Here is a 25,118-nt window from a genome sequence, read left to right as displayed (position 1 = left end):
GCCTGCCATGATCGATCGCCGCCGCCTGCTCATCTCCGCCGCCGCGGGAGCCGCCGCGGCCGCCGCCGGGCCGGCGGTCGCCTTCGCCCGCGATGGGGACGCAGAGCTCGACGCCCTGCTGACCCGCTGGTTCGACGAAGACATCGAAGATTCCCCGGAGACCGCCACCAACCTCGGCCTCGACCGGGGCGCGCGGGCGCATCTGTCGTCGGAGCTGAGCGACCGGAGCGCCGCAGCCTGGGATGATGAGCGGGCGCAGGCGGTCGGGCGCTGGCGGATCCTGCAGGGCTTCGATCGCAGCTCGCTCAGCGAGGCCGGACGCATCAACCACGCCGTCGCCGCCTTCCGGGCGGAGACGGCGGCGACGGGCGCGAGCTTCGACTACGGCTCGGCCATGGGCGGCGGGCGGATGGGGCCCTATCTCGTCAACCAGCTGACCGGGGCCTACTTCACCGTCCCCGACTTCCTCGACACCCAGCACCGGGTCGAGGATCGCGACGGGGCCGACGCCTTCCTCTCCCGTCTCGCGGCGTTCGCTCCGGCCATCGACGCGGAGACCGGACGGGTGCGCGCCGACGCCGGCAAGGGCGTCGTTCCGCCGGACTTCATCCTCGACCTGACCACGGGCCAGCTGAACGCCCTCGCCGCCCAGCCGGCGGGCGACATGGCCATGATCCGGACGCTGGAGCGCAGGGCCGCGGCGCTCGGCCTGACGGGCTACGGGGACCGCGCCGTCGCCCTGGTGGAGGCCGAGGTGAAGCCGGCGCTGGCCCGCCAGATCGCCGCCCTTGAGGCGTTGCGGCCCACGGCGGTGCACGAGGCCGGCGTGCGCCGCCTGCCGGATGGCGAGGCCTTCTACGCCCACGCCCTGAAGCACTGGACCACGACGTCCCTGACCGCCGACGAGATCCACCGCATCGGGCTGGAGCAGGTGGCCGGGATCAGCGCATCGATCGACGAGATCCTGAAGGCGCAGGGGATGAGCCAGGGCACGGTCGGCGAGCGCATCGACGCCCTGAACCGGGATCCGGCCCAGCTCTGGCCCGACACCGACGCGGGCAAGGTGGCGCTGATCGAGTCGCTGAACCGTCAGGTGCAGGCGCTGAAGCCGCGGTTGCCCGAGGTGTTCGGCCGCCTGCCGCGCGCCGACGTCGAGGTGCGCCGCGTTCCGCCGGCGATCGAGGCCGGCGCCCCGGGCGGCTACTACCAGGGCCCGCCGCTCGACGGCTCCCGGCCCGGCGCCTACTACATCAACCTGCGCTCGACCACGAACTGGCCGAAGTTCGCCCTGCCGACCCTGACCTATCACGAGGCGTCCCCGGGACATCACCTGCAGGTCGCCCTGCAGCGCGAGACCGACACCCTCCCGCCCTACCGCCGCGCCAACGGCTTCTCGGCCTACAACGAGGGCTGGGCGCTCTACGCCGAGGCGGTCGCCGCCGACGACCTGGACGTCTACGCCGACGATCCGCTGGGCCGGGTCGGCTTCCTGATGTCCTATCTGTTCCGGGCCGTGCGGCTGGTGGTCGACACCGGCATGCACCACCACGGCTGGAGCCGCGAGCGGGCGGTCGAGTACATGGCCGCCTCGGGCGCCAAGCCGCTCAACGCCGCCAACAGCGAGATCAACCGCTACGTCTCGATGCCGGGTCAGGCCTGCGCCTACAAGATCGGCCACACCGTCATCGCCCGCCTGAGGGCCGAGGCGGCGGCGAAGCCCGGCTTCGACCTGCGCGCCTTCCACGACCGCGTGCTGGTCAACGGCTCCGTCCCGCTGGCGGTGCTGGAGGAGTTGATGCGGGCCTAGGCGCCCGCGCGCGCCTCGATCACCGCCGGATCGGCGTCGGCCTGGGCGACCAGCCAGTCGCGGAAACGGCGGATCTTGGGCGACCGCCGGCGGCCCTCCGGCCAGACGAGATAGTAGCCGGGCTGGAAGGAGACGGTCTGGGAGAAGGGGCGCACCAGCAGGCCGGCGTTGATCTCCCGCGCGAACAGGATCGGGGAGGCGAGGGCGACGCCCTGGTCGCCCAAGGCCGCGGCCACCTCGAGCACCTGGTAGTCCGCGGTCAGTCGGGTGGCGGGGCGGGCGCCGTCGCTCAGCCCGGCGGCGGCGAACCAGGCCGCCCATTCCTTCTCCATGCCGATCCGCGGCGCGTCGAGCAGGTCGCACGGCTCCCGCAGATGCAGGCGCTCGGCCATGGCCGGACTGCACAGCGGCGTGAAGACGCTGGGCATCAGCAGCTGGCTCTCCATGCCGGGCCAACTGCCCGCTCCTGAGCGTATGCCGACGTCGAAGCCTTCCCGCGACAGGTCCAGCACGGCGGCGCTGGTGTCCAGCCGCACCGCCAGGCCCGGGTTGGCCAGCTGGAACGCGCCCAGCCGCGGCGCCAGCCACTGGGTGGCGAGGGTCGCGAGGGTGGTGATCGACAGGATGTGCTCGTCCGCCTCGGTCAGGTCGTCGATGGCCCGACGGAGCAGGGTGATGGCCTCCGTTGCGGCGCGCGACAGGCGCTCCCCGGCTTCGGTCGGCTGCACCTCGCGGGGCAGGCGGCGGAACAGGCTCTGGCCGAGCCGGCCTTCCAGCGCCTTGATCTGCCAGCTGACCGCCGCCTGGGTCATCCCCAGCTCGGCCGCGGCCCGGGTGAAGCTCTTCAGCCGCGCCGCGGACTCGAAGACCCGGATCGAGGCGAGCGGAATGCCGGAGAGCGGATCAGCCATAAGCGAGCCTTGTTGCGCTGGCGGACATTCTGGTTTGAGGCGTCGGCCTGTCAAGCCGATACAGGTGCCAGCAACGAGCGTCGCCCAGGGAGGGGCCGGATGGAGCCGTCGGAGGCCATTCATAAGGAAGCCACGGGGCGCTGGACGGCTGTCCTTGAGGAATGGAAGCGGAGCCGTACGCGCCGCCTTCTGCGCAGCAGGGCCTGGCCCGACGCGTCGCCCCCGCGCGCCCACTGATCCCGAATCCGGTCGGCCGCAGGCGAATTCCCTTCCCCCGCGCGCGACCGTCGACCCCCCGCGGGTCGTGGCCCGGCTCCGGAGTCTCCTGCTCCCGGAGTCGGGTCGATGCTATTCGGGGATGGTCTGGCCGTCCGCCTGCCGCAGACGGTTGTGGATGGCGGTGGCGGCGATCGCGGCTTCCGCCGTGGCCACCGCGATCTGGTTCAGTCCCCGCACCACGTCGCCGGCGGCGTAGAGCCCCGGAACGCTCGTGCCCTGGTGCGCGTCGACGAGAAGGCGGCCGTCCTCGTCCAGCCGGGCCTCGACCGCGTCCGCGAGGGCCCGGTTGGGCGAGGTGCCCAGCGCGGAGTAGACGAGATCGAAGTTGCGCACCTCGCCGCCCCAGGCGAGGGCCGTGACGCGGCGGTCCTCCAGATGGACGTCCTCGATCCGGGCGAGGACCAGTTCCACGCCCAGCCGACGGAGGTCCGGGACGGTCGTCAGCGCGTCCGGCTCGCCGACGTGGATCAGGGTCACCCGGTCCGAATAGGTGCGGATGAAGGCGGCCTCGCGCGCGCCGCGGTCGTCCCGTCCGATGACGGCCACGGCCTTGCCCGTCGCTTCGTAGCCGTCGCAGATCGGGCAGATGCGGACGATGGCGTGTTCGATCGCCCGCTCCACCCCCGGCAGTTCGGGGTGATGATCCTCGACGCCGGTGGCCAGCAGCACGGCGCGGGGATGAAGATCGCGGCCGTTCAGCCGGGCGCGGAAGCCGTCGCCGTCGCGCGCCATCGCCCCGACCGCTCCGGGCTCTATCACGGCTCCGTACTCCTGCGCCTGCTCGGCCATGCGCGAGAGGATGGCGTCGCCGGTCACGCCTTCGGGGAAGCCGGGCATGTTGTGGCTGACGGGGATCCAGCATGCGCGCGGCGCGCCGCCGTCCGCCACCAGCACCTTGCGCCGGAAGCGGGCCAGATAGGTGGCGGCGGTCAGACCGGCCGGGCCGGCGCCGATGACGAGGACTTCGGGATCGTTCACGGGTCAGGACTTGCGGAGGGCGGAAGGCTTGTGCGCCGCCCGGGCGCCGGTGCGGGCGCTCTCGACCAGATACTCCGGATTGTCGCTCGAGGCCGCGACCCGGTGTCCCTTGATGTGGGTCGGCGAGGTCAGCTTGCGGACGACCTTGCCGGTGCTCGAGCCCTGGCTGTGGTCCCAGCGGACGCGGTCGCCCGCCGTGAGGCTGTCGTCATCCATGGCCGGTCTCCCTGTGGCGCCTGCTGCTCAGCGGACGCGGCCCCGTTCCGTTCCCGCGGCTGTCCTGCGCCTTTGCGCGCCGGGGCGGCCCCGGCTATACCGCCCGCCGAACGATCCACCCCTTCATCGACAGAGAGAGACGCATGACCAGGATCAAGGTCGCCAACCCCATCGTGGACATCGACGGCGACGAGATGACCCGGATCATCTGGCAGATGATCAAGGACAAGCTGGTCTTCCCGTATCTGGACCTCGAGCTCGACTACTACGACCTGTCGATCGAGAACCGGGACGCCACCGAGGACAAGGTCACCGTCGACGCCGCCGAGGCGATCAAGCGGCATGGCGTGGGCGTGAAGTGCGCCACCATCACCCCGGACGAGGCGCGGGTGAAGGAATTCAATCTCAAGAAGATGTGGAAGTCGCCCAACGGCACCATCCGCAACATCCTCGGCGGCGTCGTCTTCCGCGAGCCGATCATCTGCTCGAACGTGCCGCGCCTGGTCCCGGGCTGGACCCAGCCGATCGTCGTCGGCCGCCACGCCTTCGGCGACCAGTACAAGGCCACCGACTTCCTGATGCCGGGCGCCGGCACCCTGTCGATCAAGTTCGTCGGCGACGACGGCCAGGTGATCGAGCACGAGGTCTACAAGTCGCCGGGCGCCGGCGTGGCCATGGGCATGTACAACCTCGATGACTCGATCATCGAGTTCGCCCGCGCCAGCTTCGCCTACGGCCTGAACCGCAACTATCCGGTCTATCTCTCGACCAAGAACACCATCCTCAAGGCCTATGACGGCCGCTTCAAGGACCTGTTCCAGAAGGTCTTCGACGAGGAGTTCGCCGCCGAGTTCAAGGCCCGCGGCCTGACCTACGAGCATCGGCTGATCGACGACATGGTGGCTGCGGCCATCAAGTGGTCGGGCGGCTTCGTCTGGGCGTGCAAGAACTACGACGGCGACGTGCAGTCGGACGTGGTGGCCCAGGGCTTCGGCTCGCTGGGCCTGATGACCTCGGTGCTGATGACGCCGGACGGCAAGGTGCTGGAGTCGGAGGCCGCCCACGGCACCGTGACCCGCCACTACCGCCAGCACCAGAAGGGCGAGGCCACCTCGACCAACTCGATCGCCTCGATCTACGCCTGGACGCGCGGCTTCAAGCACCGCGGCAAGCTGGACGGCAACCAGGCGCTGATCGACTTCGCCGAGACGCTGGAGAAGGTCGTCGTCGACACCGTCGAGAGCGGCTTCATGACCAAGGACCTGGCGCTTCTGGTCGGCGACCAGCAGGGCTGGCTGACCACCGAGGGCTTCCTCGACAAGGTCGCCGAGAACCTGAACAAGGCGGTGGCGGCGTAAGACGCCGGCCGACGCCCCGGGTCGCGAGACCGAAGCAGGAACAGCCCGCCGGATCCGTCCGGCGGGCTTTTCTTTGAGCCGATCCCGGCTTCGTGCATTGATGGACCGGTGTTCGGGAGACGCACGTGAAGATCATCGGCAATCTGCTGCTGCTGGCCCTCGTCGTGGCGGTGATCAGCTTCTTCGCCGCGCCGGCGGTGGCCTTCCTCGCCATCCGGTCGGCGGCGGACGCCCGGGACGCCGCGGCGCTGGCGCGGCTGATCGACTATCCGGCGGTGCGCCAGTCGCTGCGGCCGCAGCTGGCGGGCGACGCGGCGGCCCGGGCCCCGGCGCCCTCCTTCCTTGAGGATCCGATCGGCGCCGTGCGCCGCCAGTTCGAGGCGGGGACGGTTCCGGCGGAGGATGTGGACGCCTACCTGACGCCCGCCGCCCTCGCCGGGCTGACCCGCGGCGAGGGCCGTTTCGCCCGCCAGCGCGCCGCCGGCGGCGCGGCGGCGCGCGGCGGCGACCCGACGCCGTCGCCGGTCTACTGGGGCGTGAACCGGGCGCGGCTGGCGGTCAGCGACGAGGGCGGCTCGCGCACCATCTTCACCTTCGAGCGGCGCGGGCCGTTCGAGTGGCGGCTGGCCCACATCGGCCTGCCCGACGGCGCCGCCCCGGTCCCGCCGCCGCGGGGCTCTGCGGCGCCCGCTGGAGCCGCCCGGGCCGGCTGACCGCGTCGCCTCTGGCCGTCGCCCTCGACTCGCGGCAACCGTGGCCGTGGGGGAGGCGTTACGACGCCGGAGGGATCGCATGAAGAAGCTGCTCATCGGGGTCGCCGCGGCGGCCGTCGTGGCGCTGGTCGCCGCCTGGGCCGCCGCGCCGGTGCTGGCGGCGCAGGGGCTGATCCGCGCCGCCAAGGCCGGCGACGCGCGTCGGCTGGAGGCGCTGGTCGACTTCCCCGCCCTGCGCCAGAGCCTGAAGGAAGAACTCAACGCCGAGCTCGTCGCCCGCATGAGGCGCGATCCGGAGGTGGCCGAGAGCGGTCTCGGCGGGCTGGGCCTGATGCTGGCCCCGATGCTGCTGTCCGGCGCGGTCGACACCTTCGTGACGCCCGAGATGGTGGCGCAGATGGTGGTCACCGCCGAGGCGCCCGACCCGACCGATCCGCCCGAGCGGGAGCCCGGCGACGCGGCCGACGCCAACGACATCCACCAGTCGTGGGGCTATCGCGACCTCGACCACTTCGCCGTGACCCTGACGGACCGCGACCGCCCGGACCAGCAGCTGGCGCTGATCCTCGAGCGGCGCGGCCTGTTCGCCTGGAAGCTGGCGGCGGTGGACCTGCAGGCGGACCGGGCCTAGCCGGCCAGCGCGCTCCGGATCGCCGCCAGACCGGCCTCGGCCTTCGCGCCGTCCGGCGCGCCGCCCTGGGCGAAGTCCGGCTTGCCGCCGGCGCCCTGTCCGCCCATGGCCAGCACCGCGGCCCGGGCGAGGTCGGCGGCGTTGACCCTGCCGGCCATGTCCGAGGTGGCGGCGACGGTCACCGCCGCCTTGCCGTCGACGACGCCGATCAGGGCGACCACGCCGGAGCCGACCTGCTTGCGGAAGTCCTCGGCCACGCCGCGCAGCTCCTTGCCGCCGACGCCGTCCAGCACCCGCGCGATCAGCTTCACCCCGCCGATCTCCTCCGGCGCCGCGGAGCCGCCGGCGCCGCCGCCCAGCGCGAGCTGCTTCTTCAGCTCCGCGACCTGCTTCTCGAGGGTGCGCACCGAGCCGGTCAGCGCCTCGACCCGGGCGGGCACCTCGGCGGGCTGGACCTTGAAGCCCTGCGCCAGCGCGCGGGCGACGCCGGCCTGGGCCAGCAGGTGCTGGCGGGCGGCCTCGCCGGTCAGCGCTTCAATGCGGCGCACCCCGGCGGCGATGCCGCTCTCCGAGACGATGCGGAACAGGGCGATGTCGCCGGTGCGGGCCACGTGGGTGCCGCCGCACAGTTCGACGGAGTAGTCGCCCTCGCCGGCGAGGGCGCGGCCGAGGGTGAGCACGCGCACCTCGTCGCCGTACTTCTCGCCGAACAGGGCCACGGCGCCGGCCTCGATGGCCGCCTGCGGCGCCATCATCTTCGTTTCGGCCGGCAGGTTCTGGCGGATCACCGCATTCACCTCGTCCTCGATCCGGGCCAGCTCCTCCTCGGTGACCGGGGCGTTGTGGCTGAAGTCGAAGCGCAGGCGCTCGGCGTCGACCATCTGGCCCTTCTGGGCGACGTGCGGGCCGAGCACGTTCTTCAGCGCGGCGTGGAGCAGGTGGGCGGCGGAGTGGTTGGCGCGGGTGGTCAGCCGCGCCTGCGGGTCGACGCGCAGGCTGGCGCGCAGGCCGATCTCCAGCGCCCCGGCGGTCACCTCCAGCTTGTGCGCGTACAGGTCCCCGCCGTGCTTCTGGACATCAAGCACCGTGGCCGAGCCGCCCGGCCACTCGATCTCGCCGCGGTCGCCGGCCTGGCCGCCGCCCTCGCCGTAGAAGGGGGTGCGGTCGAAGACCACCTCGGCGATCTGGCCGGTTTCGACCCGGTCGACGGCCTCGCCGTTGTGGATCAGGGCCAGCACCTCGCCGGCGTCGTCGACCTGGTCGTAGCCGGTGAACACCGTCGGCCCCAGCCGGTCGCGCAGGGCCAGCCACTCGCCGGCGTTGGCGCTCTGGCCGGACCCCTTCCAGTTCGCCTTGCCGCGCTCGCGCTGCTCGGCCATGGCGGCGTCGAAGCCCTCGGTGTCGACCGAGAAGCCGCGGCGCCGCGCCTCGTCCTGGGTCAGGTCGAGGGGGAAGCCGTAGGTGTCGTAGAGGGTGAAGGCGGTCTGGCCGGCGATGACGCCGCCGGGCTGCAGCTCCCGGGTGGCGTCCTCCAGCAGGCCCATGCCGCGGCCGAGGGTGGTGCGGAAGCGGATCTCCTCCTGCTTCAGCGTGTCCTCGATGAAGGCCTGGGCGCGCCTGAGCTCGGGGTAGGCCTCGCCCATCTCGGCGACGAGCGCCGGAACCAGCCGGTGCATCAGCGGCTCGGACGCGCCGAGCAGGTGGGCGTGGCGCATGGCGCGGCGCATGATCCGGCGCAGCACATAGCCGCGGCCCTCATTGGACGGGGTGACGCCGTCGGCGATCAGGAAGGACGAGCTGCGCAGGTGGTCGGCGATGACGCGGTGGCTGGGCGCCCGGTCGCCTTCGGCGCGGGTGGAGGTCGCGTCCTCCGAGGCGGCGATCAGGGCCTTGAACAGGTCGACGTCATAGTTGGAATGCACGCCCTGCAGCACCGCGGCGATGCGTTCGAGGCCCATGCCGGTGTCGACCGAGGGCTTCGGGAGGGAGCGGACGATCTCGTCGTTCTCCTTCTCGAACTGCATGAACACGTTGTTCCAGATCTCGACGAAGCGGTCGCCGTCCTCCTCGGGCGAACCCGGAGGCCCGCCGGGGATGTGCTCGCCGTGGTCCCAGAATATCTCGGTGCAGGGGCCGCAGGGGCCGGAGTCGCCCATGGCCCAGAAGTTGTCGCTGCCGGCGATGCGGACGATCTTGTGGTCCGCGAAGCCGGTGACCTTCTTCCAGATGTCGAAGGCCTCGTCGTCGTCGATGTAGACGGTGACCATCAGCCGCTCGGGATCGAGGCCGAACTCCTTGGTCACCAGGGTCCAGGCGCGCTCGATCGCGTGCTCCTTGAAATAGTCGCCGAAGGAGAAATTCCCCAGCATTTCAAAGAAGGTGTGGTGGCGCGCGGTGTAGCCGACGTTGTCGAGGTCGTTGTGCTTGCCGCCGGCGCGGACGCACTTCTGCGAACTCGTCGCCCGCCGGTACGGCGGGGTGGCGGCGCCGGTGAAATAGTCCTTGAACGGCACCATCCCCGCGTTGACGAACAGCAGGGTCGGGTCGTTCTGCGGCACCAGCGGCGCGGACTGCACCTTCTCGTGGCCGTCGGCGGCGAAGAAGTCGAGGAAGGTGGAGCGGATCTGGTTCAGGCTGGCCATGGTTCGTCGCAGACGCATTCAGGGAAGGCTGCGTCCATACAGGGCTTTCGCCCGGGGCGCATCACCCCGGGGTGCGATCGAACCGGGACCGGATCAGCTTTCGTCGTCGCGGACCACGTCGTCGACCACCTCGTCGTCGTCTTCCTCCTCGTCGGGGCCGTCGGAGTCGACCTCGTCGGCGGCGGCCTCGTCCTCGGAGAGCAGGTCGTCGAGGGCGTCGATGATGGCGTCGAGCTGTTCCGGCGTGGCCTCGACCGCGATCGATCCGCCGCCGTCGCCCTCGATCTCGATGAGGTAGCCGTCAGGGGTTTCCGACAGGGTGAACTGGCTGAGGGACTGGACGTCGGCCATGGGAGTCTCCGGGCTGGGGCGGAGCACAAACGGCGGGGAGGGGGAAAAGGTTCGGGACGAAAAAGGCCGCCCGACACGGGGGTCGGGCGGCCGCTCCGTCCGGCCCGGCCCGGCGGGGTCGGATGGCGGGTCGGCGGACCCGGCCGGAGAAGTCTTTCAGGGAGGGGAGGGGAAGCGGCCGCGAAAAGCAGCGGCCGCTTCGGTCGGTTTCAGGCGGTCAGCCTTCCAGGTCCTGGCCCTCGTCGGGTTCGGGCGTGCCCAGCAGCTCGTCGGCGATCTTCGTCGTCGAGGCGCGCACCGCCTTCTCGATCGAGGCCGCGACGTCGGGATTGGCCTTCAGGAAGGCGCGCACGTTCTCGCGCCCCTGGCCGATGCGCTGGCTGTCGTAGCTGAACCAGCTGCCCGACTTCTCGACCACCCCGGCCTTGACGCCCAGATCGATGATCTCGCCGATCTTGGAGATGCCCTCGCCGTACATGATGTCGAAGATGACCTCGCGGAACGGCGGGGCGACCTTGTTCTTGACCACCTTCACCCGGGTGGTGTTGCCGACCACCTCGTCGCGATCCTTGATCGCGCCGGTGCGGCGGATGTCGAGGCGGACCGAGGCGTAGAACTTCAGCGCATTGCCGCCGGTGGTGGTCTCCGGCGAGCCGTACATGACCCCGATCTTGTGACGGATCTGGTTGATGAACAGGACGATGCACTTGGAGCGCGAGATCGAGGCGGTCAGCTTGCGCAGGGCCTGGCTCATCAGGCGGGCCTGCAGGCCGGGCAGGCTGTCGCCCATCTCGCCCTCGATCTCGGCGCGCGGCGTCAGGGCGGCGACCGAGTCGATCACCACGATGTCCACGGCGCCGGAGCGCACCAGGGTGTCGACGATCTCGAGCGCCTGCTCCCCGGTGTCGGGTTGCGACACCAGCAGGTCGTCGAGGTTCACCCCCAGCTTCTGGGCGTAGACCGGGTCCAGCGCGTGCTCGGCGTCGACGAAGGCGGCGACGCCGCCCTTCTTCTGCACCTCGGCCACCGTGTGCAGGGCGAGCGTGGTCTTGCCCGAGGACTCGGGCCCGAAGACCTCGATCACCCGGCCCACCGGCAGGCCGCCGATGCCGAGCGCCATGTCGAGGCCCAGCGAGCCCGTCGACACGCTCTCGATCTCGGCGACCACCCCGGCCTTGCCGAGCTTCATCACCGAGCCCTTGCCGAAGGCGCGGTCGATCTGGGCGATCGCCGCCTCCAGAGCCCGCTGCTTGTCGCCGTCTTCCTTGCCCACCAGTTTCAAAGCCGCCTGTGACATCGCCTTCGTCTCCCTTGCCATGATTCCCGTCTGGTTCCGGGAGAGACCCGCCACGGACCCGCCCCCTGTTTGATGAGGCTCACTATGTGCACGGTTTGTTCAGGTTGCCAATATGTTCTTTTCCGGGGGCGCGGGGCGTGCGTCCGGAACTGACGTATGGCTAGTCGGCTGCGGCCGGTGGTTCCATCGGTTCGGCCAGCCGGGCCGCGCCCGACACGCCGGCCCCGGCGACCAAGATGGCGGCGGCGGCGAGGAGCAAGGGCCGGCGCAGCCGGTCGCCGGGCTCGAACGGCCGGAGCAGCATGGCCGTCAGCAGGGCGAGCAGGGCCAGAACGCCGGGCAGATCCATGCCGACGCCAAGGAAGACGGGATGGGCCAGCGAGAGCAGCCAGCCGCCGCCGGCCGCTGCGGCCATGGCCACGGGAGCGAGCGCCGCGGGGCGCGTGAGGCCCGGGTCCAGGATGGCGGCGAGGGCGGCGACTCCGGCGGCCAGCAGGCCCGGCCACAGGAACAGGAAGGCCGTGGCCGGGGCGAAGGCCTGGGCGGCCGCGCCGAACAGCAGGCAGAGGGCGATGAGGCCGCTCCAGCCGCCCCAGGTGGAGCGGGGCGCCAGACCGGGAGCCAGCGACAGGCCGACGGCGGCCGCCCCCGCTCCGGCGAGCAGCGGGTCGAATCCGCCCCAGGCGAGGCCGGCGACCGTGAGGGCGGCGAGGCCGCCGGCCAGCCACCGGCGATCCAGGCGCGCGCGGCCTCCCAGCAGGACCAGGACGAGGGCGACCAGGGCGCCCGCCACCCCCGCCTCCAGCCACGGCAGGCGGGCGAGCAGGACGTAGTAGGCGTCCGGGCTGGCGGCGCGGACCGCCATCGGCCCGCCGAGCAGGCGGACGACCTGCGCCAGCACCAGACCGACGGCGAGGAACCAGAGCCCGTCCAGCGCGCCCCGGCCGACGTCGGCGATGGTCAGTCCGGCCCGCCGGCCGGCGCGCCAACCGGCGAGGCCGAGCAGACCCGTCGCCAGGGCGAGCAGCCCCCAGCCGACCGGCGGCGCGTGGGCGACGACGACCCGACCGAACAGGTCCGCATAGACGGCGTCGCGGCCGCCGGCCGGCAGCGTCGGGGCGCGCAGCAGGGCGTCGGCCGCCTCCAGGGCCTGGGAGCCGATATGCTGCACGCTGCCCGGATCGAGGGCGTCGGGCGTGGACTCCGGGGCGTGGTACTGGGCGGGCCGGCCGATGAAGGCGAGGTTCAGACCCTGCACCCCCCGGTCGCGCGGAACCGTGAAATCGGTGCCGTTCGGCATGAGTTCATAGACGAACGCCGCCAGTGAATTGGAGGTGACGCCGCCGTCCACCCGGCCGGCGACGCGGGCGAACAGGTCGATGGTCGCGGCGTTGCCGCGGCCGGTCTCGAACATCATCGCCCGGCCGCCGCCGCCCCGCGCCTCGAGGTTGACCACCGCCCCGATCCGGTCGCGCAGCGGGTGTCCGCCCCAGAAGATGCGGGCGCCGTCCAGCCCGATCTCCTCGGCGTCGGTCAGCAGCACCACCAGGGTGCGGTCGGCCGGACCGCGGGCGCGGATGGCGCGCACCGCCTCGAGCACCGCCGCCACCCCGGTGGAATCGTCGGCCGCCCCGGCTGAGCCGGGCACGGTGTCGTAGTGGGCCATCAGGGCCACGGCGGGCAGGCCGGGATTCCGCCCCGGGAGCACGCCGATGAGATTGACCGCCGTGTAGTCGGCCGCCGCGGGGTCGCCGCCCATGCGGCGGAGATAGTCGGCCGCGCCGCGCGAGATCGGGCCCTGCTGGGTCGAGACCTGGAGGCCGAGCGCTTCCATGCGCCGCAGCAGGACGGTCTGGACCCGGGCGTGCTCGACGGAGCCCAGGGGGTGCGGGGCGCGGGCGATCTCGCGCACGTCGACGAGGGCGCGGGCGGCGGAGAACGCCTCCGCCGGGGCTGTGGCCGGCGCGGGGCGGGGCGCCTGCAGCGTCAGCACCGCCAGCAGCAGCGCCAGCGCCAGTGATCCGGTCAGCCACACCAGCCGCATCGATCCGCCCTCCCGATGGAGCTCGCACGCTAGCGTCTGGACGCGCCGCCGTCACCGGGGGAGGCTGGCGCCGGCGAAGGCCGACGGGAGCGGAGGACGAGGCGATGCACGAGGGATCCTGCCTGTGCGGGGGCGTGAGCTTCCAGGTGGAGGGCGATCTGCCGCCGCCGGACGCCTGCCACTGCCGCCTCTGCCGGAAGCAGTCGGGCCACTATTTCGCGTCGACCGACGTCCCGAAGGCGGCGCTGACCCTGAGGACGCAGGAGACGCTGGGCTGGTTCGCCTCCTCGGACAAGGTGAGGCGCGGCTTCTGCACCCGATGCGGATCGTCGCTGTTCTGGGATCCGCCGGCGCGGGACTGGATCGCGGTAGCCATGGGGGCCTTCGACGGGCCCACGGGAACGCGGCTGAAGATGCACATCTTCACGACCGGCAAGGGCGACTACTACGATATCGGCGACGGACTCCCGCAAAACGGGAATTAGTCCGGCTGCGGACCGGTTGGAGCCTTTCGCCTCGCCCGGCACAGGTCGCACCACTCAAATCCTGGGCGCCTCCGGTCGGGGCGCCAGCGGTGACGCCGGCACCGCAACTGACGAAAAAGGCTTCGCAAAAAACCCATAGGCACCTGCCGATCACGATATGCGACCCCCGCCGCGGCCGCCCTCCTGCCACAGCAGCCACGCACGAAAAAGCCCTGCCCGGAGTATCCGGACAGGGCTTCTTGAGCGCAAACAGACTGGACTCAGTCGCTTTCGCTGTCGTCGTCGGTAGCGACCACCACGGTCGCCACCAGCACGGCGGCGCCGATCAGCAGAACCGGGAGCGGCACGCCCGCGAATTCGCTCGATTCACCGGCCTCGACGCCGACGCGGTCGCCGACGCGGGCGACGGCCGAGTTGTTGGCGGCGGCGGCTTGACCCGCCACGAGCAGAAGTCCGCCGGCCAGGGCCGCGACAATCTTCTTCATGATGTCCCCTCTAGGATGGTTGTGCGTCGAGAATCCGCCGCTACCCACTGGTTGCACGAAATCGTGAACGAGTCACGACAGCGGCCCGCGCCGCCGCAGATTGTGGCCGGCAGTGATCGGGAAACCACTCTAGGCTGCCGCGGCGAGAGCGGCGGACGAGCCCTCCGCGACCAACTGGCCCACGGGGCGTTCGCCCTGGAAGACCTCGACCGCGAGCCAGCCGGAGCAACCCGTCGCCGCCAGCGCCGCCTGGCGAAGGGCTCCCGCGTCGTCGGCCGCCTGCAGCACGAACAGGTCAGCCACCGGCTGGCCCGGCAGGGCGACAATGCAGAAGTAGGGGTCGGTGCGGTGCGGGCTCATCGGCTCGCATCAACTACTTCCCCCGAAAGTCGTTCCTGTGATGATATCCCGACAAACGTGCGTCAGGCGGCCCGCCTCAGGGACCCCGGCGCCTTGACGAACAGGCCCTGACGACCGGCCACCGGACGGAAGGCGAGGCTGTCGGCGTCGATGCGCTCCCCGGCGCCCAGGAACAGGCATCCGTCGTCCACAAGGCGGCGCTCCAGCTGGTCGAGAACCTGGCCGCGGACGGCCGGCTGCATGTCGTCCAGCACGTGCCGGCAGAAGATGAGGTCGAAGCGCACATCCTCCGCCGGGGGTGTGAGCAGGTTGGCCCGGGCGAAGCGGGCGACGGCGCGGAGTTCGGCCCGGGCGATCCAGGTCTCCTCGGTCTGGTCGAACCAGCGGAGCATGGTCGCGGCCTTGAGCCCGCGCTGGATCTCGAAACCGGTGTAGGCCCCGGAGCGCGCCTTCTCGAGCGCCCGGTGGGAGAGATCGGTGCCGATGATCTCGACCGGGGCGCCGACCTCCAGGGCGGCCATGGCGATCGACCAGACCTCCTGCCCGGTCGAGCAGCCGGCCGACCAGATGCGGATCGGCTGACCCCCGCGGGCGCGCACCAGCGCCGGCAGGAGCTCTGTGGCGAGGGTGTCGAAGGTGGCCCGGTCGCGCCGGAACCAGGTCTCCGGGTTGAGCAGGGCCTCGATGACGCTCCAGCCGAGGCTGGCGACGGGCTTCGACCACAGCGCGGCCAGCATGGCCGCGACCGAGTCGAAGCCTTCGCGGCGGGCGACGGGCCCGAGGCGGTGCTCGGCCAGCTTCATGCGATCGCGAGCCAGGCGGTAGCCCGTGCGGCTGGCCATCAGTGACTGAAGACGGTCGAAGTCCTCCGGCGACATGGGTTCAGACGGCCCCCACCTCGGCGAACTTGGAGCTCAGGATCTCGCCGTCGAACGGCTTCATCACATAGTCGTCGGCGCCGGCCGAAAGCGCTTCGGCGATGCGCTCCGCCCGGGTTTCGATCGTGCAGAACAGAACCTTCGGCCGATCGCCGCCGGGCAGATCGCGCAGACGGCGCAGGAAGGTGAGTCCGTCCATCACCGGCATCGACCAGTCGAGCAGGACCACGTCCGGCATGACCGCGGCGCAGAAGGTCAGCGCCTCCGCGCCGTCCGCCGCCTCGTCCACCTCGAAACCCAGCCCCTCGACGATGCGACGGGCGACCTTTCGGATGATCCGGCTGTCGTCGACGATCAGGCAGGTCCTGGGGGTCACTTGGCATTTCCGCTGGCGAGGGGTGCGCGACGCCCGCTCCGCACACCGGCGCATGATCGGCGCGCGCCGGTTAACGAGTCCTTGGGAAGCGGTCTTAAGGCTCAGTTAGGCATGCTCGCATGCAGCGACACCCGCCCTTCGCCCGTCTCCACGGCGAGCTCGCCGCCGGCGTCCCGCACCGTGAGCCACAGCCAGTGGGGCTGGATCCACTGGCCGGGAAGCCCCTCGGCGAGGGGCAGGCCGGCGAGACCGGCGGCGGCCTCCGGCTTGAGGCGCGCCCGCGGTCCTTCGGCGGCGGCCTCGACCACGAGCGCCTGCGCGTCGCGCCGGGCGGTCACCACCGCGGCGCCGCCCGACGGCAGGGCCGCCATGGCCATATACCCCAGATTGACGAGGACGCGGGCCTCGGCGCGGGAGAAGCCTTCCCCCTCCACCCGCCAGTCGAGGGTGGCGCGTCCGCCCTCGGTCAGCCCCGCGACGAGGGCGCCGAGGTCCCGCCCCGAGAAGCGCTCGGTCGAGGTGGCGGCCCCGAAGGCGACACGCGCGAAGTTGACGAGCGCGACCATCTTCCGCGCGCTGGCCTCGATCAGGCCCATGGCATCGTCGCGCATGTCCTGGGCGGAGGGGTCCTTGAGCAGATCGAGACCCGAGCTGATCGCGCCCGCCGGGCTGATGAAGTCGTGGCAGAGCTTGCCTGCGACCAGGGCGGCCAGGGCCTGGCCGTCGGGAAGGGCGGAGGAGTGGGCGACGTCGGTCATCGGGTCTTCGCGGTGGACAGAAGGAGGGCGGCCGGACGCTGCCCTGATTTGCGGGTTCTTCAAACCGCGCGGATGCTCTATCGCAGCGGCATGCTCGACCGATTGAACGAAGACCTCGCCTCCGGCGCCCTCGCCGAGGCGCTGGCGGAGATCGCCGAAGAGGCCGCGCAGGTGATCCTGCCCTACTGGCGCAATGGCGTGGCGGCTGCGACCAAGGCGGACGACAGTCCGGTGACTCAGGCCGACCACGAGGCGGAGGCGCTGATCCTCGCCCGGCTGTCCGCGCGCTGGCCCGACATTCCGGCGGTGGCGGAGGAGGCTGTGGCCGAACACGGCGCGCCGGACCACCCGGGCGAGGTTTTCTGGCTGGTCGATCCCCTCGACGGCACGCGCGGCTTCGTGCAGGGGCGGGAGAGCTTCACGGTCAACATCGCCCTGGTCCGGGGCGCGGCGCCCGCGGCCGGGGTCGTGGTGGCGCCGGCGACCCGGACGACCTGGCGCAGCGGCCCGGCCGGAGGCGGAGCGTTCCGCCGCCGGTTCGGCGAGGCGTGGCAAGCGATCCGGGTGCGCGAGCGGCCGGCCGAACCCGTGGCCCTGCTGAGCCACAGCATGACCGACGACGAGGCCCTGCGGCTGGCGACGCGCCACGGCTGCCGCAGCTGGCAGGGGACGGACTCCTCGCTCAAGTTCTGCCTGATCGCCGAGGGGCGTTTCGACGCCTATCCGCGCACCGGTCCGACCTCCGAATGGGACACGGCGGCGGGGCAGGCGGTGCTGGAGGCCGCCGGCGGCCGGGTCATGGCCGAGGACGGCGGACCGCTGCGCTACGGCAAGCCGGGGTGGCGCAATGGCGGTTTCGTGGCGCTCGGCGGCTAGGCGGGCAGGACCTCGGCCGCGCGGCGGGCCAGGGCCGGCACCCCCTGTTCCCGCGCGGTTTCCGCCGCTTCCGCGAGCATCAGGCCGACGGCGACGGGCTCCAGCCCGGTGAGACGACCGCGGGCGAGGGCGAGGCGGGCCATGGCGATCTGGTCGGCGGCCCAGTCGAGCGGCCGGACCGGGCCGTCGGCGGCGAGCCGCCGGCGGACCCGCGCTTCCAGCTCCGTCAGCGTCCCGACGTCTCCCGCCGCCTCGGCGAGGGCGCTTTCCGCCGCCAGTCGACGTTCGCGGACCAGGGCGCCCAGGATCAGGCCGGGGTGGTCCGCCAGCGCCTCGGCTCGCGCGAGGGCGGCGAGATCCACGCCCGCCTCAGCCCGCGCCAGCACCACGGCGATCCAGTCGAGCGGACTGTGGTCGGCGGTGAACTGGTCCGCGGCGGCGTCGAAGAGGGCGCCGCCCTGAAGCGCCGCGGCGGCGTCGCCGGCGAGGGCGGCCAAGGCCGACAGGCCGGCGCCGGCGAGGGCGAGGGCGCGGGCGCGGGTCAGCGGGCGCTGGTCGGGCGAAGCCGTTTCGATCAGCGCGCGCAGGTCGCGGCCGGCCTGGTCGAGCAGCCGGGGGTCCCGGCGGGCGATGCCGGCCTCAAGACCGAGCGCCGCGCGGTCCAGCCGCAGCTCGTCGCCGACCGACGGCGGCAGACGATCGGCGCCGTGAAGGGCGGCGTCGAGCAGGGCGGCGGCATCGAGCAGCGGCCGGGTCTCGCCGGAAAGACGCGCCCGCCGGGCCGAGAGTCGGGCGTGCAGGGAGGCCGCGGCCGAACGCGTGGCCGCCCGCTCGGCCGTCAGCGCCTGGATGTCGGACAGGGCGGCGGTCAGGCAGGCGGCGCCGCCGAACAGATCGAAACGCAGCAGGTGGATCTCGCCGGACTCGATCGCGGCGGCGGCGGTCTGGTCCGGGCTCGCGGTATGGCGCGCGGCGTCGGAGGCGGCGGCGGCGGCGCGGTCGAGGCTGGCCCGGTCGCCGGTGCGGCGGGCGTGCTCGCGCCACAGCGCCGAGGCCCGCATCCACCCGTCGAAGGGCCGGGCGCAGGAGACACGGCCGGCGTCGATGCCCTCGCGCCGCGCCTCGGTCCGCACCAGGTCGGCGCCGATGAGCTCCAGCCAGCCGAGGTCCTCGCTCTCGCGGGCCTTCTCGAACAGTTTCCTCAGGTCTCTGCCGAACTCGAACATACGCAGCCGTGCTCCAGTCGTCCCGCTCCGGGACGGACGTGACGTTTCCCCGCGGTCATGAGCAAACGCAGCGCCGCGCCGGGGGTTCGCCACGGGATCCGCGCTAGCCGAGGCGAGGCGTGCGGGCGCGGCAGCGCCGAAGCTCTGCGGCGGCGTCAGCGTCGCCGGCGGCGAGCTCGCGCACCGCACGGATGCGCGCGCGGGTCTGGTCGCCCTCGGCGGCGGCGGGGGCGCGACCCGCGGCTTCCGCCGTCTGGCTGGCGGTCAGCGACCAGTACAGGGCGGCGTCGAACAGCAGCCGGCCCTCGCGGCTTTCGCCCCCTTCCAGCTCCGAGGCGGCCTGGGTCAGGCCGGCGCAGCGGACCACCTCTTCGTAGGAGAGGGCGGGCTGGGGCGCGGCCTGGGCGACCGCCAGCGAAAGCAAGGCCGGGAGGGCCACCGCGATCATCGGAATCTCCAGGGCGACCTGCCGCTCCGGTCGACAGAGAACCACGCCGGCCCGACGAGGGAAAGCGCCATCGGCCTCCGCACGGTGAAGGTTTCGGTAACCCGGCGGCTTCCAGGTTGCCGGCCACAGGGGAGGTGACGACATGAATCTCGACCACCGGATCGAGGAGGCGACGCAGCGCGTGTTCATGACCCTTGGCGAGGGCGCCTCCGGAGCCGCTGCGTCGCGCTACATCTGCGCTCTCGTCGCCGCCCGGCCTGAGCTCGCCGGGTGGGACTGGATCCAGGACGTGCGCGAGAGCGACGGGAAGGTCGACAATGCGGACATCGAGGTGGTCGCCCGCGCCTTCGGCCGCACCGGTCCCTGCTGGACGGTGTTCGTGAGCCACGACGCCAATCTCTCGCTCTGGTGCCGGGTCATGGACGGGCTGTTCGCCGGGCGGCGACACCTGACGGCCCTGACGCCCGAGGCGGCGGTGAAGCTGCTGGACGAGGCCCGCGCAGCGCTCGCGGCTGCGGTGAGCTGAACTGCTGCGCCGCCGGCCTCAGCCGCGCTCCTTCGTCTTCATGAAGGCCACCCTGGGGAAGCGCTCGCCGACGTAGCCGGTCTCCCAGCTCGACTTGGCGAGGAACACCGGCTGGTCGTCGATGTCGCGGGCCATCTGCGGCCGGTACTTGCCGGCGAAGTCCTCGAGGTCGGCCTTGTCGCCGCCGATCCACCGCGCCTCGGCGTAGGGGGAGGGTTCGAAGACGGCTTCCAGGCCGTATTCCTCGCCCAGTCGGTCGGCCATCACCTCGAACTGCAGCTGGCCGACGGCGCCGACGATGAAGTCCGAGCCGATCTCCGGCCGGAACAGCTGGGTCACCCCTTCCTCGGCCAGGCCTTCCAGCGCCTTCTTCAGGTGCTTGGCCTTGAGGGGGTCCTTGACCCGGACCCGCTGCAGGATCTCGGGCGCGAAGTTGGGCAGGCCGGCGAAGCGGATCAGGCCGCTTTCCGACAGGCTGTCGCCGACGCGCAGGACGCCGTGGTTCGGGATGCCGATCACGTCGCCGGCGAAGGCGTCCTCGGCCAGCTCGCGGTCCGAGGCGAAGAACATGATCGGGGCGTTCACGCTCAGCTGCTTGCCGGTGTTCTGGACCTTCAGCTTCATGCCGCGGCGGAACTGGCCGGACGCCATGCGGAACATGGCGATGCGGTCGCGGTGGTTGGGGTCCATGTTGGCCTGGACCTTGAACACGAAGCCGGTGACCTCGGCCGAGCCGGGGTCCACGGTCACATCCTCCGGCGCCGGCGCGTTGCGGGTCTCGGGCGGCGCTTCCTTGCGGGCCTTCATCACCTTGGGGGCCGGGGCCCACTCGCCGATCGCCGCCAGCAGCTGGTCGATGCCGAAGTGGCGGAGCGCCGAGCCCCACAGCACCGGCGTCAGGTGGCCTTCGAGGAAGGACTGCCGATCGAAGGCCGGGTAGCCCCCCTCGACCAGCTCCAGCGCTTCGGCAAGGGCCTCCTGCTCCCCCGCCTCGAAGTAGCGGTCGGCGTCGGCCAGCGGCAGGGGCTGGGGGTGTTCCGGATCTTCGTCGGCGCCGGCGGCCTTGCGCGCGTAGGGCTGGAAGCGGCCGGTGCCGATCTCGACCATGCCGCGCAGACGGTTGCCGCTCTCCGCCGGCCACCAGATCGGGGCGGGATCGAGCTGCAGCCGGCTGGCGATGTCGTCCAGCAGGGCCATCGGGTCCTGGGCCTCGCGGTCCAGCTTGTTGATGAAGGTGATGATCGGGATGTCGCGCAGGCGGCAGACCTCGAACAGCTTCAGCGTCTGCGGCTCGATGCCCTTGGCCGCGTCCAGCACCATGATGGCGCAGTCGGCCGCCGTCAGGGTGCGGTAGGTGTCCTCCGAGAAGTCCTCGTGCCCCGGCGTGTCGAGCAGGTTGAACATCTTGCCGTCGTGCTCGAACGTCATCACCGACGCCGAAACGGAGATGCCCCGCTCCTTCTCGATCTTCATCCAGTCCGAGCGGGTGCGGCGGTTCTCGCCGCGCGCGCGCACGGCCCCGGCGGCGCGGATCGCCCCGCCGGCGAGCAGGATGTGCTCGGTCAGCGTGGTCTTGCCGGCGTCGGGGTGCGCGATGATGGCGAAGGTCCTGCGGCGCAGGGCCTCCTGTGCGAGAGTCAGTTTCGACATGGGTCTTCCTTGGGCCGCGCGACCTAGCGCGGAAGCGCGACAAAGTCACCCGAGGCGAAAAACCCCTCGCCACGAAGGGTCTTCGGAGTCATGCTCGCCGACAGGCGAGACGACCCGGTCACGTCAGCCGGGCGCCGCCTGAGGAAACCCAGGAGCGGCCATGACCCTGCACTCGCCCCTCGACCCCCCGCCGCATCGCGAAGGCCCGCACCCGGCGATCAGCCTGCTGCTCGGCTTCGGCGTGATCGTGGCCGGGGCGCTGATCGTCCACGTGCTGTTCAACATGGTGTTCTGACGGTTTTCGCCGGTCGGAATTCCTTAACCGCGTTCGGGAACGGAACCGCAAGCGCCTGCGGCTACGGTGGCTTCAACGGGCCGGTATGAGCCCGGTGATGGCAGGTGTCCCCGATGCTCTTTCTGCTGAACGACGTGGTGTTCGATCTCGACGAGACCTGCCCGGTCACGCCGGGCGACGCGCGCCGCTTCGACAGGCTGGGCCTCGACTATGTGCTGGAGCTGGGCTGCGAACTCTTCGCCGAGGACCCGCTGCTGCACCGCAACGATCCGCAGCGCGCCCGCCGCCTGGCCTGGCTGATCCACGACCGTTCGCCCGAGGTCAACGCAGCCCTGTTCGCGGCCCCGGCCGCCGGCTGCGCGCCGGAACTGGTCGAGCCGCTGTTCTGCGCCCTGCCGACGCCGGTGATGCGCCAGCTGCAGATGCGCGCCAGCCGCGGCAAGCTCGACTCCGTGGCCGCCGACCGGGCGGTGTGGATGCGGCTGGCGGCCTGACGCCTAGGCGGCCACCTTCTCCGTGATGAAGTGGCGGCCCTCGCGGTCCTCGATCTCCACGATCCAGAGGTCGGGGTCGTAGCGGATCTGGCGCTGCAGATAGGCGTCCAGCTCGGCCTCGGACTCGCTCTCCACCGGCTGCATCCACAGACGTTCGCCGTCCGGGCCGAAGGCCTCGCTGTAGAGCCGCGCCCGGCGGCTGGAGGTGTCGAACACCTTGACGATCACCGTGCCGGCGCGGGCGTCGCCCTTGCGCGCGACGGTGGCGAAAGCCCCGCCGATCTCGGCCCGGCGGATGAGGGCGGCCACCCAGACGTCGCTCGACAGAAGCAAATCGCTAACCCTGATCGGAAACGCGACCGGAACGCCTGATGGTGCAGGTTGTCGCCCCATGAGGATAGGCTACAACAGGGTCCGGGCCCAAGCCGTCGCACGCGGGGCGCTCGCGCTGGCCGCGACCGCCCTCGCGGCCGCCACGCCTGCCGCGGCGGCGGCGACCGACGCCTATTACGAGCGGGCCTTCGTGGTCGCGGCGGACGGCCGCTGCGAGCTGTTCCCGGCCGCCATCGCCGCGGCGCTCGAGGCTGCGACGGCCCAGGCGCGCGGCGCGGCGCTGCGCGGCGGGGCGAACCCGGCCGAACTGGCCGCGGTGGCCGGACGGGCGCGGGCGCGGGCGCGGGCGGTGTCGTGCCGCGATCCCGAACTGGCCACGGTCCGCCAGCGGGTGGCCAACGCCTTCGCCGGCTGGTCGCGCACGCCGCGGATGACCTTCCCCGGGGCGCGCCTGGCGTGGACCGCCGACCGCTACAGCTGGGACAAGACGTCCTGGCGTCTGCGCCAGGCGACCCGCATCGGCGCCTCGCCGGTGGCCTTCGGCTACGCCGGCAAGGGGGAGCGGCCCGCGCTGGCGGCGGTGGTCAGCTGGCACGGCCGCCCGCGGCCCTATGCGGCGCGGCTGGTGCTGCGCGACCCGGCCCGGCTGGCGCGGCCCTGGGTGACGGGCGACGGGCTGCCGCCGACCCGGGCCCGGGCCAGCTTCTGGTCGTCCGGGGTCGCGCCGGCCGACGCGGCGCTGCTGGACGGGGATCGGCGGGCCGGCGACCTGTGGCGCTTCCCGGCCGCCGCGGGCGAGGCCCTCGCCGGGCTGGATCCCCGCGAATCCTTCGCCCTCGAATTCCACTTCCGCGACGGCAGCGTAGCGACGGCGCGGCTCGAGGCGGGGGACTTCACCGCCGGCCGGGCCTTCCTGGCCATGGGCGCGGTCTGAGGCTCAGCCGCCGTTCGCCACCGGCAGGGGGATGATCTCGGCCCCGCCCTCGGGCGCCGGCGATCGGGCGGCGACGGCGACCGGCAGGCGCACCGTGACCGCCGTGCCTTCGCCGAGGGTGCTCTCGATGCTCATGGCCCCGCCGTGCAGTTCCGCGAAGGCGCGCACCAGCGACAGACCCAGACCCGTGCCCTGGCGACGCTGTTCGGGCCCGCCGGCCTGCTCGAACGGCCGGCCGAGGCGCTGGAGGTCCTCGACGGCGATGCCGACGCCGGTGTCGGCCACGACGATCTCGATCCCGTCGCCCCGGGTCTCGAGCGAGACGGTGACGCCGCCGCCGGCCGGCGTGAACTTGACGGCGTTCGACAGCAGGTTGAGGGCGATCTGCTTCAGCGCCCGCCGATCGGCCAGGACGTCGACCGGCTCGGACGGCAGCAGGCCGGAGAGGGCGACGCCCTTGTCGTCGGCGTTCACGCGCACCAGGGCCATGGCGGCGGAGACGACCTCGCGGGCGTCGAAGCGCTCACGCGAGAGGGTGTAGCGCTCGGCCTCGATCTTGGAGACGTCGAGCAGGTCGTTGATCAGGTCGAGCAGGTGGCCGCCGGCCTCGTGAATGCTTTCGGCGTAGTCGGCGTAGCGGTCGGGCACCGGGCCGAACAGGCGCTGGCGCATGATGTCCGAGAAGCCGAGCACCGCGTTGAGCGGCGTGCGCAGTTCGTGGCTCATCGTCGCGAGGAAGCGGGACTTGCCGACCTCCCGGGCCTCGGCCTCGGCGCGGGCGACCTCCAGTCCCAGCTCGCGGGCGTACTGGGCGGTGGCGTCGAAGGCCTGGGCGATCAGGCGCGGCTCGGCGCCGTCGTCGAGCCGGCGGACGATCAGCTGGATGCGACGATCGAGGGCCAGGCGCGGGGCCAGCATGGCCGAACCCTCGTGGCCGCCCCCGGCGCGGCCGAGGGCGGCGAGCAGGCGGGGCCGGTCGGGGGCGTGGATGGCCGCGACGAGGCCGTGCTCGAACAGCGGATCGACCGGCAGGGCGGGCGGAGGCGCCCCGTAGGCCGCCAGCACCCGGCCGGCGGGATCGAGGACCAGGGTCAGGCCGGGCTGGGCGGCGAGCAGGGTCTCGACCCGTCGCACCTCGCTCTCCGCCGCCGCCAGACGCATCTCGCGCTGGCGCCAGGAGAGACGGACGGCCAGGGCCGCCGCAGCCGCCGTGAGAGCCGCCGAGATCGCCGCCAGCACCGGCAGATGATCGCCGGGGCCGAGCAGCCAGCCCGACAGCAGGCCGGCCAGGGTGGCGACGCCGACGGCCGCCGCGCCCGCCTGCACCGGCCGCGGCCCGCCGAGCGCGATTCCGGCCGCCAGCGGCAGGAAGGCGAAGCCGGCCAGCGGCCCGGCCAGTCCCCCGGAGAGCACGGCGCCGACGACGGCCGCCAGTCCCCACAGGGCCAGCACCGCCAGACGGCGGCCTTCGCCGTCGCGATGGAGCAGGGTGAGGCCGGCGAGGCCCGGCGCGGCCATGACGAGCACGCCGTAGAAGACCGGGCCGTCGAGGCCGCCGATCCAGCGGCCGCCCAGCGCCAGCAGGGCCGCGGCCACCGCCCAGCCGGCGTGCCAGGCGGCCAGCGCCGGACGGTCGCCGGCCTCAGGACCGGCGTCGCTGGCGGTGGCTGGGAGAGGGTGGTCGGCGGTCAAGGGCGGGCCGGAGCGGAGGACAGTCGCGCGGCAGCCTAGCGGGCGCGGCGAGTCGCCCATAGTCCGCACCCGTCT

General features: G+C 72.5%; 27 protein-coding genes. 10 read left to right on the top strand and 17 right to left on the bottom strand.

The genetic code is table 11. From position 1 onward, the window contains the following. Positions 1–7 precede the first annotated feature (7 nt). Positions 8–1,807 (top strand): DUF885 family protein, encoded by a 1,800-nt coding sequence (locus H2038_RS08340; RefSeq protein WP_292111548.1) that lies wholly within the window; start codon positions 8–10, stop codon positions 1,805–1,807. On the opposite strand, the gene H2038_RS08335 is transcribed toward H2038_RS08340, so the two are convergent. From H2038_RS08335 to H2038_RS08325, 3 genes are all read right to left on the bottom strand, one after another. Continuing rightward, positions 1,804–2,718: a LysR substrate-binding domain-containing protein gene (locus H2038_RS08335; RefSeq protein WP_292111545.1), complete on the bottom strand. Its 915-nt coding sequence runs from the start codon at positions 2,716–2,718 to the stop codon at positions 1,804–1,806. The two genes, H2038_RS08340 and H2038_RS08335, sit on opposite strands and share 4 nt — an antisense overlap. A gap of 348 nt (positions 2,719–3,066) precedes the next feature. After that, entirely contained in the window at positions 3,067–3,975 is a 909-nt protein-coding gene (locus H2038_RS08330) for an NAD(P)/FAD-dependent oxidoreductase (protein ID WP_292111542.1), read from the bottom strand. 3 nt (positions 3,976–3,978) lie between these two features. Beyond that, on the bottom strand, positions 3,979–4,191 hold the full coding sequence (locus tag H2038_RS08325; protein WP_292111540.1) for a DUF2945 domain-containing protein: 213 nt from the start codon (positions 4,189–4,191) through the stop codon (positions 3,979–3,981). 143 nt (positions 4,192–4,334) lie between these two features. Between H2038_RS08325 and H2038_RS08320 the strand changes: the two genes are divergently transcribed. From H2038_RS08320 to H2038_RS08310, 3 genes are all read left to right on the top strand, one after another. Further along, positions 4,335–5,549: an NADP-dependent isocitrate dehydrogenase gene (locus H2038_RS08320; protein WP_292111537.1), complete on the top strand. Its 1,215-nt coding sequence runs from the start codon at positions 4,335–4,337 to the stop codon at positions 5,547–5,549. A 125-nt stretch (positions 5,550–5,674) separates the two neighbouring features. After that, positions 5,675–6,262, top strand: coding sequence for a DUF2939 domain-containing protein (locus H2038_RS08315; RefSeq protein WP_292111534.1), 588 nt, complete (start codon positions 5,675–5,677; stop codon positions 6,260–6,262). A gap of 79 nt (positions 6,263–6,341) precedes the next feature. Next, positions 6,342–6,893 (top strand): DUF2939 domain-containing protein, encoded by a 552-nt coding sequence (locus H2038_RS08310; protein ID WP_292111531.1) that lies wholly within the window; start codon positions 6,342–6,344, stop codon positions 6,891–6,893. On the opposite strand, the gene alaS is transcribed toward H2038_RS08310, so the two are convergent. The 4 genes from alaS to H2038_RS08290 form a co-directional block, all read right to left on the bottom strand. Next, complete coding sequence (gene alaS / locus H2038_RS08305) at positions 6,890–9,535, bottom strand: alanine--tRNA ligase (RefSeq protein WP_292111678.1); 2,646 nt, start codon at positions 9,533–9,535, stop codon at positions 6,890–6,892. The genes H2038_RS08310 and alaS overlap by 4 nt on opposite strands. 93 nt (positions 9,536–9,628) lie before the next feature. Beyond that, on the bottom strand, positions 9,629–9,886 hold the full coding sequence (locus tag H2038_RS08300; protein ID WP_292111529.1) for a hypothetical protein: 258 nt from the start codon (positions 9,884–9,886) through the stop codon (positions 9,629–9,631). A gap of 217 nt (positions 9,887–10,103) precedes the next feature. After that, entirely contained in the window at positions 10,104–11,183 is a 1,080-nt protein-coding gene (gene recA, locus H2038_RS08295; protein WP_292111525.1) for a recombinase RecA, read from the bottom strand. Between the two features lie 160 nt (positions 11,184–11,343). Beyond that, the gene (locus tag H2038_RS08290) at positions 11,344–13,227 is read right to left on the bottom strand and encodes a M20/M25/M40 family metallo-hydrolase (RefSeq protein WP_292111523.1); all 1,884 of its coding nucleotides are present in this window, start codon (positions 13,225–13,227) and stop codon (positions 11,344–11,346) included. Positions 13,228–13,331: 104 nt separating this feature from the next. Between H2038_RS08290 and H2038_RS08285 the strand changes: the two genes are divergently transcribed. Then, entirely contained in the window at positions 13,332–13,712 is a 381-nt protein-coding gene (locus H2038_RS08285; RefSeq protein WP_292111520.1) for a GFA family protein, read from the top strand. Between the two features lie 260 nt (positions 13,713–13,972). Here H2038_RS08285 and H2038_RS08280 read toward each other — a convergent pair whose 3' ends face one another. The 5 genes from H2038_RS08280 to chpT all read right to left on the bottom strand — a co-directional run bounded on the left by H2038_RS08280 (position 13,973) and on the right by chpT (position 16,569). Next, a complete protein-coding gene (locus tag H2038_RS08280) occupies positions 13,973–14,197 on the bottom strand; it encodes a hypothetical protein (RefSeq protein WP_292111517.1) in 225 nt (74 codons plus the stop codon). A 129-nt stretch (positions 14,198–14,326) separates the two neighbouring features. Further along, positions 14,327–14,557, bottom strand: a complete 231-nt coding sequence (locus tag H2038_RS08275; RefSeq protein ID WP_292111515.1) for a hypothetical protein — start codon at positions 14,555–14,557, stop codon at positions 14,327–14,329. 62 nt (positions 14,558–14,619) lie between these two features. After that, positions 14,620–15,399 (bottom strand): protein-glutamate O-methyltransferase CheR, encoded by a 780-nt coding sequence (locus H2038_RS08270; RefSeq protein ID WP_292111513.1) that lies wholly within the window; start codon positions 15,397–15,399, stop codon positions 14,620–14,622. Between the two features lie 40 nt (positions 15,400–15,439). After that, positions 15,440–15,811, bottom strand: a complete 372-nt coding sequence (locus H2038_RS08265) for a response regulator (protein ID WP_292111511.1) — start codon at positions 15,809–15,811, stop codon at positions 15,440–15,442. A gap of 101 nt (positions 15,812–15,912) precedes the next feature. Next, positions 15,913–16,569, bottom strand: coding sequence for a histidine phosphotransferase ChpT (chpT, locus tag H2038_RS08260; protein WP_292111509.1), 657 nt, complete (start codon positions 16,567–16,569; stop codon positions 15,913–15,915). 72 nt (positions 16,570–16,641) lie between these two features. On the opposite strand from chpT, the gene cysQ reads away from it, so the two are divergent. Next, positions 16,642–17,445, top strand: a complete 804-nt coding sequence (gene cysQ / locus H2038_RS08255) for a 3'(2'),5'-bisphosphate nucleotidase CysQ (protein ID WP_292111506.1) — start codon at positions 16,642–16,644, stop codon at positions 17,443–17,445. Here cysQ and H2038_RS08250 read toward each other — a convergent pair. Beyond that, a complete protein-coding gene (locus H2038_RS08250) occupies positions 17,442–18,671 on the bottom strand; it encodes a hypothetical protein (RefSeq protein ID WP_292111503.1) in 1,230 nt (409 codons plus the stop codon). The genes cysQ and H2038_RS08250 overlap by 4 nt on opposite strands. 103 nt (positions 18,672–18,774) lie before the next feature. Then, positions 18,775–19,119 (bottom strand): hypothetical protein, encoded by a 345-nt coding sequence (locus tag H2038_RS08245; RefSeq protein WP_292111501.1) that lies wholly within the window; start codon positions 19,117–19,119, stop codon positions 18,775–18,777. A gap of 142 nt (positions 19,120–19,261) precedes the next feature. Here H2038_RS08245 and H2038_RS08240 point away from each other — a divergent pair, with 142 nt between their 5' ends. Next, the gene (locus tag H2038_RS08240) at positions 19,262–19,645 is read left to right on the top strand and encodes a hypothetical protein (protein ID WP_292111499.1); all 384 of its coding nucleotides are present in this window, start codon (positions 19,262–19,264) and stop codon (positions 19,643–19,645) included. An 18-nt stretch (positions 19,646–19,663) separates the two neighbouring features. Here the strand turns inward: H2038_RS08240 and H2038_RS08235 are convergent, their stop codons facing one another. Beyond that, entirely contained in the window at positions 19,664–21,295 is a 1,632-nt protein-coding gene (locus tag H2038_RS08235; RefSeq protein ID WP_292111497.1) for a peptide chain release factor 3, read from the bottom strand. A 160-nt stretch (positions 21,296–21,455) separates the two neighbouring features. Between H2038_RS08235 and H2038_RS08230 the strand changes: the two genes are divergently transcribed. Beyond that, the gene (locus H2038_RS08230; RefSeq protein ID WP_292111494.1) at positions 21,456–21,590 is read left to right on the top strand and encodes a hypothetical protein; all 135 of its coding nucleotides are present in this window, start codon (positions 21,456–21,458) and stop codon (positions 21,588–21,590) included. A 113-nt stretch (positions 21,591–21,703) separates the two neighbouring features. After that, a complete protein-coding gene (locus tag H2038_RS08225; RefSeq protein WP_292111491.1) occupies positions 21,704–22,084 on the top strand; it encodes a hypothetical protein in 381 nt (126 codons plus the stop codon). A 3-nt stretch (positions 22,085–22,087) separates the two neighbouring features. Here H2038_RS08225 and H2038_RS08220 read toward each other — a convergent pair whose 3' ends face one another. Next, complete coding sequence (locus H2038_RS08220) at positions 22,088–22,417, bottom strand: DUF1491 family protein (RefSeq protein WP_292111488.1); 330 nt, start codon at positions 22,415–22,417, stop codon at positions 22,088–22,090. Positions 22,418–22,475: 58 nt separating this feature from the next. Here H2038_RS08220 and H2038_RS08215 point away from each other — a divergent pair, with 58 nt between their 5' ends. Then, a complete protein-coding gene (locus H2038_RS08215; RefSeq protein ID WP_292111486.1) occupies positions 22,476–23,351 on the top strand; it encodes a hypothetical protein in 876 nt (291 codons plus the stop codon). A gap of 3 nt (positions 23,352–23,354) precedes the next feature. Here the strand turns inward: H2038_RS08215 and H2038_RS08210 are convergent, their stop codons facing one another. Then, positions 23,355–25,043, bottom strand: a complete 1,689-nt coding sequence (locus H2038_RS08210) for a HAMP domain-containing sensor histidine kinase (RefSeq protein ID WP_292111484.1) — start codon at positions 25,041–25,043, stop codon at positions 23,355–23,357. Between the last annotated feature and the right edge of the window lie 75 nt (positions 25,044–25,118).

The sequence above is a fragment of the Brevundimonas sp. genome (genome assembly GCF_013912005.1).
In the GTDB taxonomy this organism is placed as follows: domain Bacteria; phylum Pseudomonadota; class Alphaproteobacteria; order Caulobacterales; family Caulobacteraceae; genus Brevundimonas.
The sequence above is the reverse complement of the archived record's forward strand: the minus strand, read 5'-3'. Positions and strand labels throughout refer to the sequence as shown.

Excerpts from the sequence above, each read along its gene's own strand:
- H2038_RS08340 (WP_292111548.1), top strand. The coding sequence starts at position 8 with ATGATCGATCGCCGCCGCCTGCTCATCTCCGCCGCCGCGGGAGCCGCC.
- chpT (WP_292111509.1), bottom strand. The coding sequence starts at position 16,569 with ATGACCGACGTCGCCCACTCCTCCGCCCTTCCCGACGGCCAGGCCCTG.
- H2038_RS08335 (WP_292111545.1), bottom strand. The coding sequence starts at position 2,718 with ATGGCTGATCCGCTCTCCGGCATTCCGCTCGCCTCGATCCGGGTCTTC.
- cysQ (WP_292111506.1), top strand. The coding sequence starts at position 16,642 with ATGCTCTATCGCAGCGGCATGCTCGACCGATTGAACGAAGACCTCGCC.
- H2038_RS08245 (WP_292111501.1), bottom strand. The coding sequence starts at position 19,119 with ATGATCGCGGTGGCCCTCCCGGCCTTGCTTTCGCTGGCGGTCGCCCAG.
- H2038_RS08225 (WP_292111491.1), top strand. The coding sequence starts at position 21,704 with ATGCTCTTTCTGCTGAACGACGTGGTGTTCGATCTCGACGAGACCTGC.
- H2038_RS08240 (WP_292111499.1), top strand. The coding sequence starts at position 19,262 with ATGAATCTCGACCACCGGATCGAGGAGGCGACGCAGCGCGTGTTCATG.
- H2038_RS08270 (WP_292111513.1), bottom strand. The coding sequence starts at position 15,399 with ATGGCCAGCCGCACGGGCTACCGCCTGGCTCGCGATCGCATGAAGCTG.
- H2038_RS08215 (WP_292111486.1), top strand. The coding sequence starts at position 22,476 with ATGAGGATAGGCTACAACAGGGTCCGGGCCCAAGCCGTCGCACGCGGG.
- H2038_RS08235 (WP_292111497.1), bottom strand. The coding sequence starts at position 21,295 with ATGTCGAAACTGACTCTCGCACAGGAGGCCCTGCGCCGCAGGACCTTC.
- H2038_RS08275 (WP_292111515.1), bottom strand. The coding sequence starts at position 14,557 with ATGAGCCCGCACCGCACCGACCCCTACTTCTGCATTGTCGCCCTGCCG.
- H2038_RS08280 (WP_292111517.1), bottom strand. The coding sequence starts at position 14,197 with ATGAAGAAGATTGTCGCGGCCCTGGCCGGCGGACTTCTGCTCGTGGCG.
- H2038_RS08310 (WP_292111531.1), top strand. The coding sequence starts at position 6,342 with ATGAAGAAGCTGCTCATCGGGGTCGCCGCGGCGGCCGTCGTGGCGCTG.
- H2038_RS08230 (WP_292111494.1), top strand. The coding sequence starts at position 21,456 with ATGACCCTGCACTCGCCCCTCGACCCCCCGCCGCATCGCGAAGGCCCG.
- H2038_RS08320 (WP_292111537.1), top strand. The coding sequence starts at position 4,335 with ATGACCAGGATCAAGGTCGCCAACCCCATCGTGGACATCGACGGCGAC.
- H2038_RS08250 (WP_292111503.1), bottom strand. The coding sequence starts at position 18,671 with ATGTTCGAGTTCGGCAGAGACCTGAGGAAACTGTTCGAGAAGGCCCGC.
- H2038_RS08325 (WP_292111540.1), bottom strand. The coding sequence starts at position 4,191 with ATGGATGACGACAGCCTCACGGCGGGCGACCGCGTCCGCTGGGACCAC.
- H2038_RS08290 (WP_292111523.1), bottom strand. The coding sequence starts at position 13,227 with ATGCGGCTGGTGTGGCTGACCGGATCACTGGCGCTGGCGCTGCTGCTG.
- recA (WP_292111525.1), bottom strand. The coding sequence starts at position 11,183 with ATGTCACAGGCGGCTTTGAAACTGGTGGGCAAGGAAGACGGCGACAAG.
- H2038_RS08300 (WP_292111529.1), bottom strand. The coding sequence starts at position 9,886 with ATGGCCGACGTCCAGTCCCTCAGCCAGTTCACCCTGTCGGAAACCCCT.
- H2038_RS08285 (WP_292111520.1), top strand. The coding sequence starts at position 13,332 with ATGCACGAGGGATCCTGCCTGTGCGGGGGCGTGAGCTTCCAGGTGGAG.
- alaS (WP_292111678.1), bottom strand. The coding sequence starts at position 9,535 with ATGGCCAGCCTGAACCAGATCCGCTCCACCTTCCTCGACTTCTTCGCC.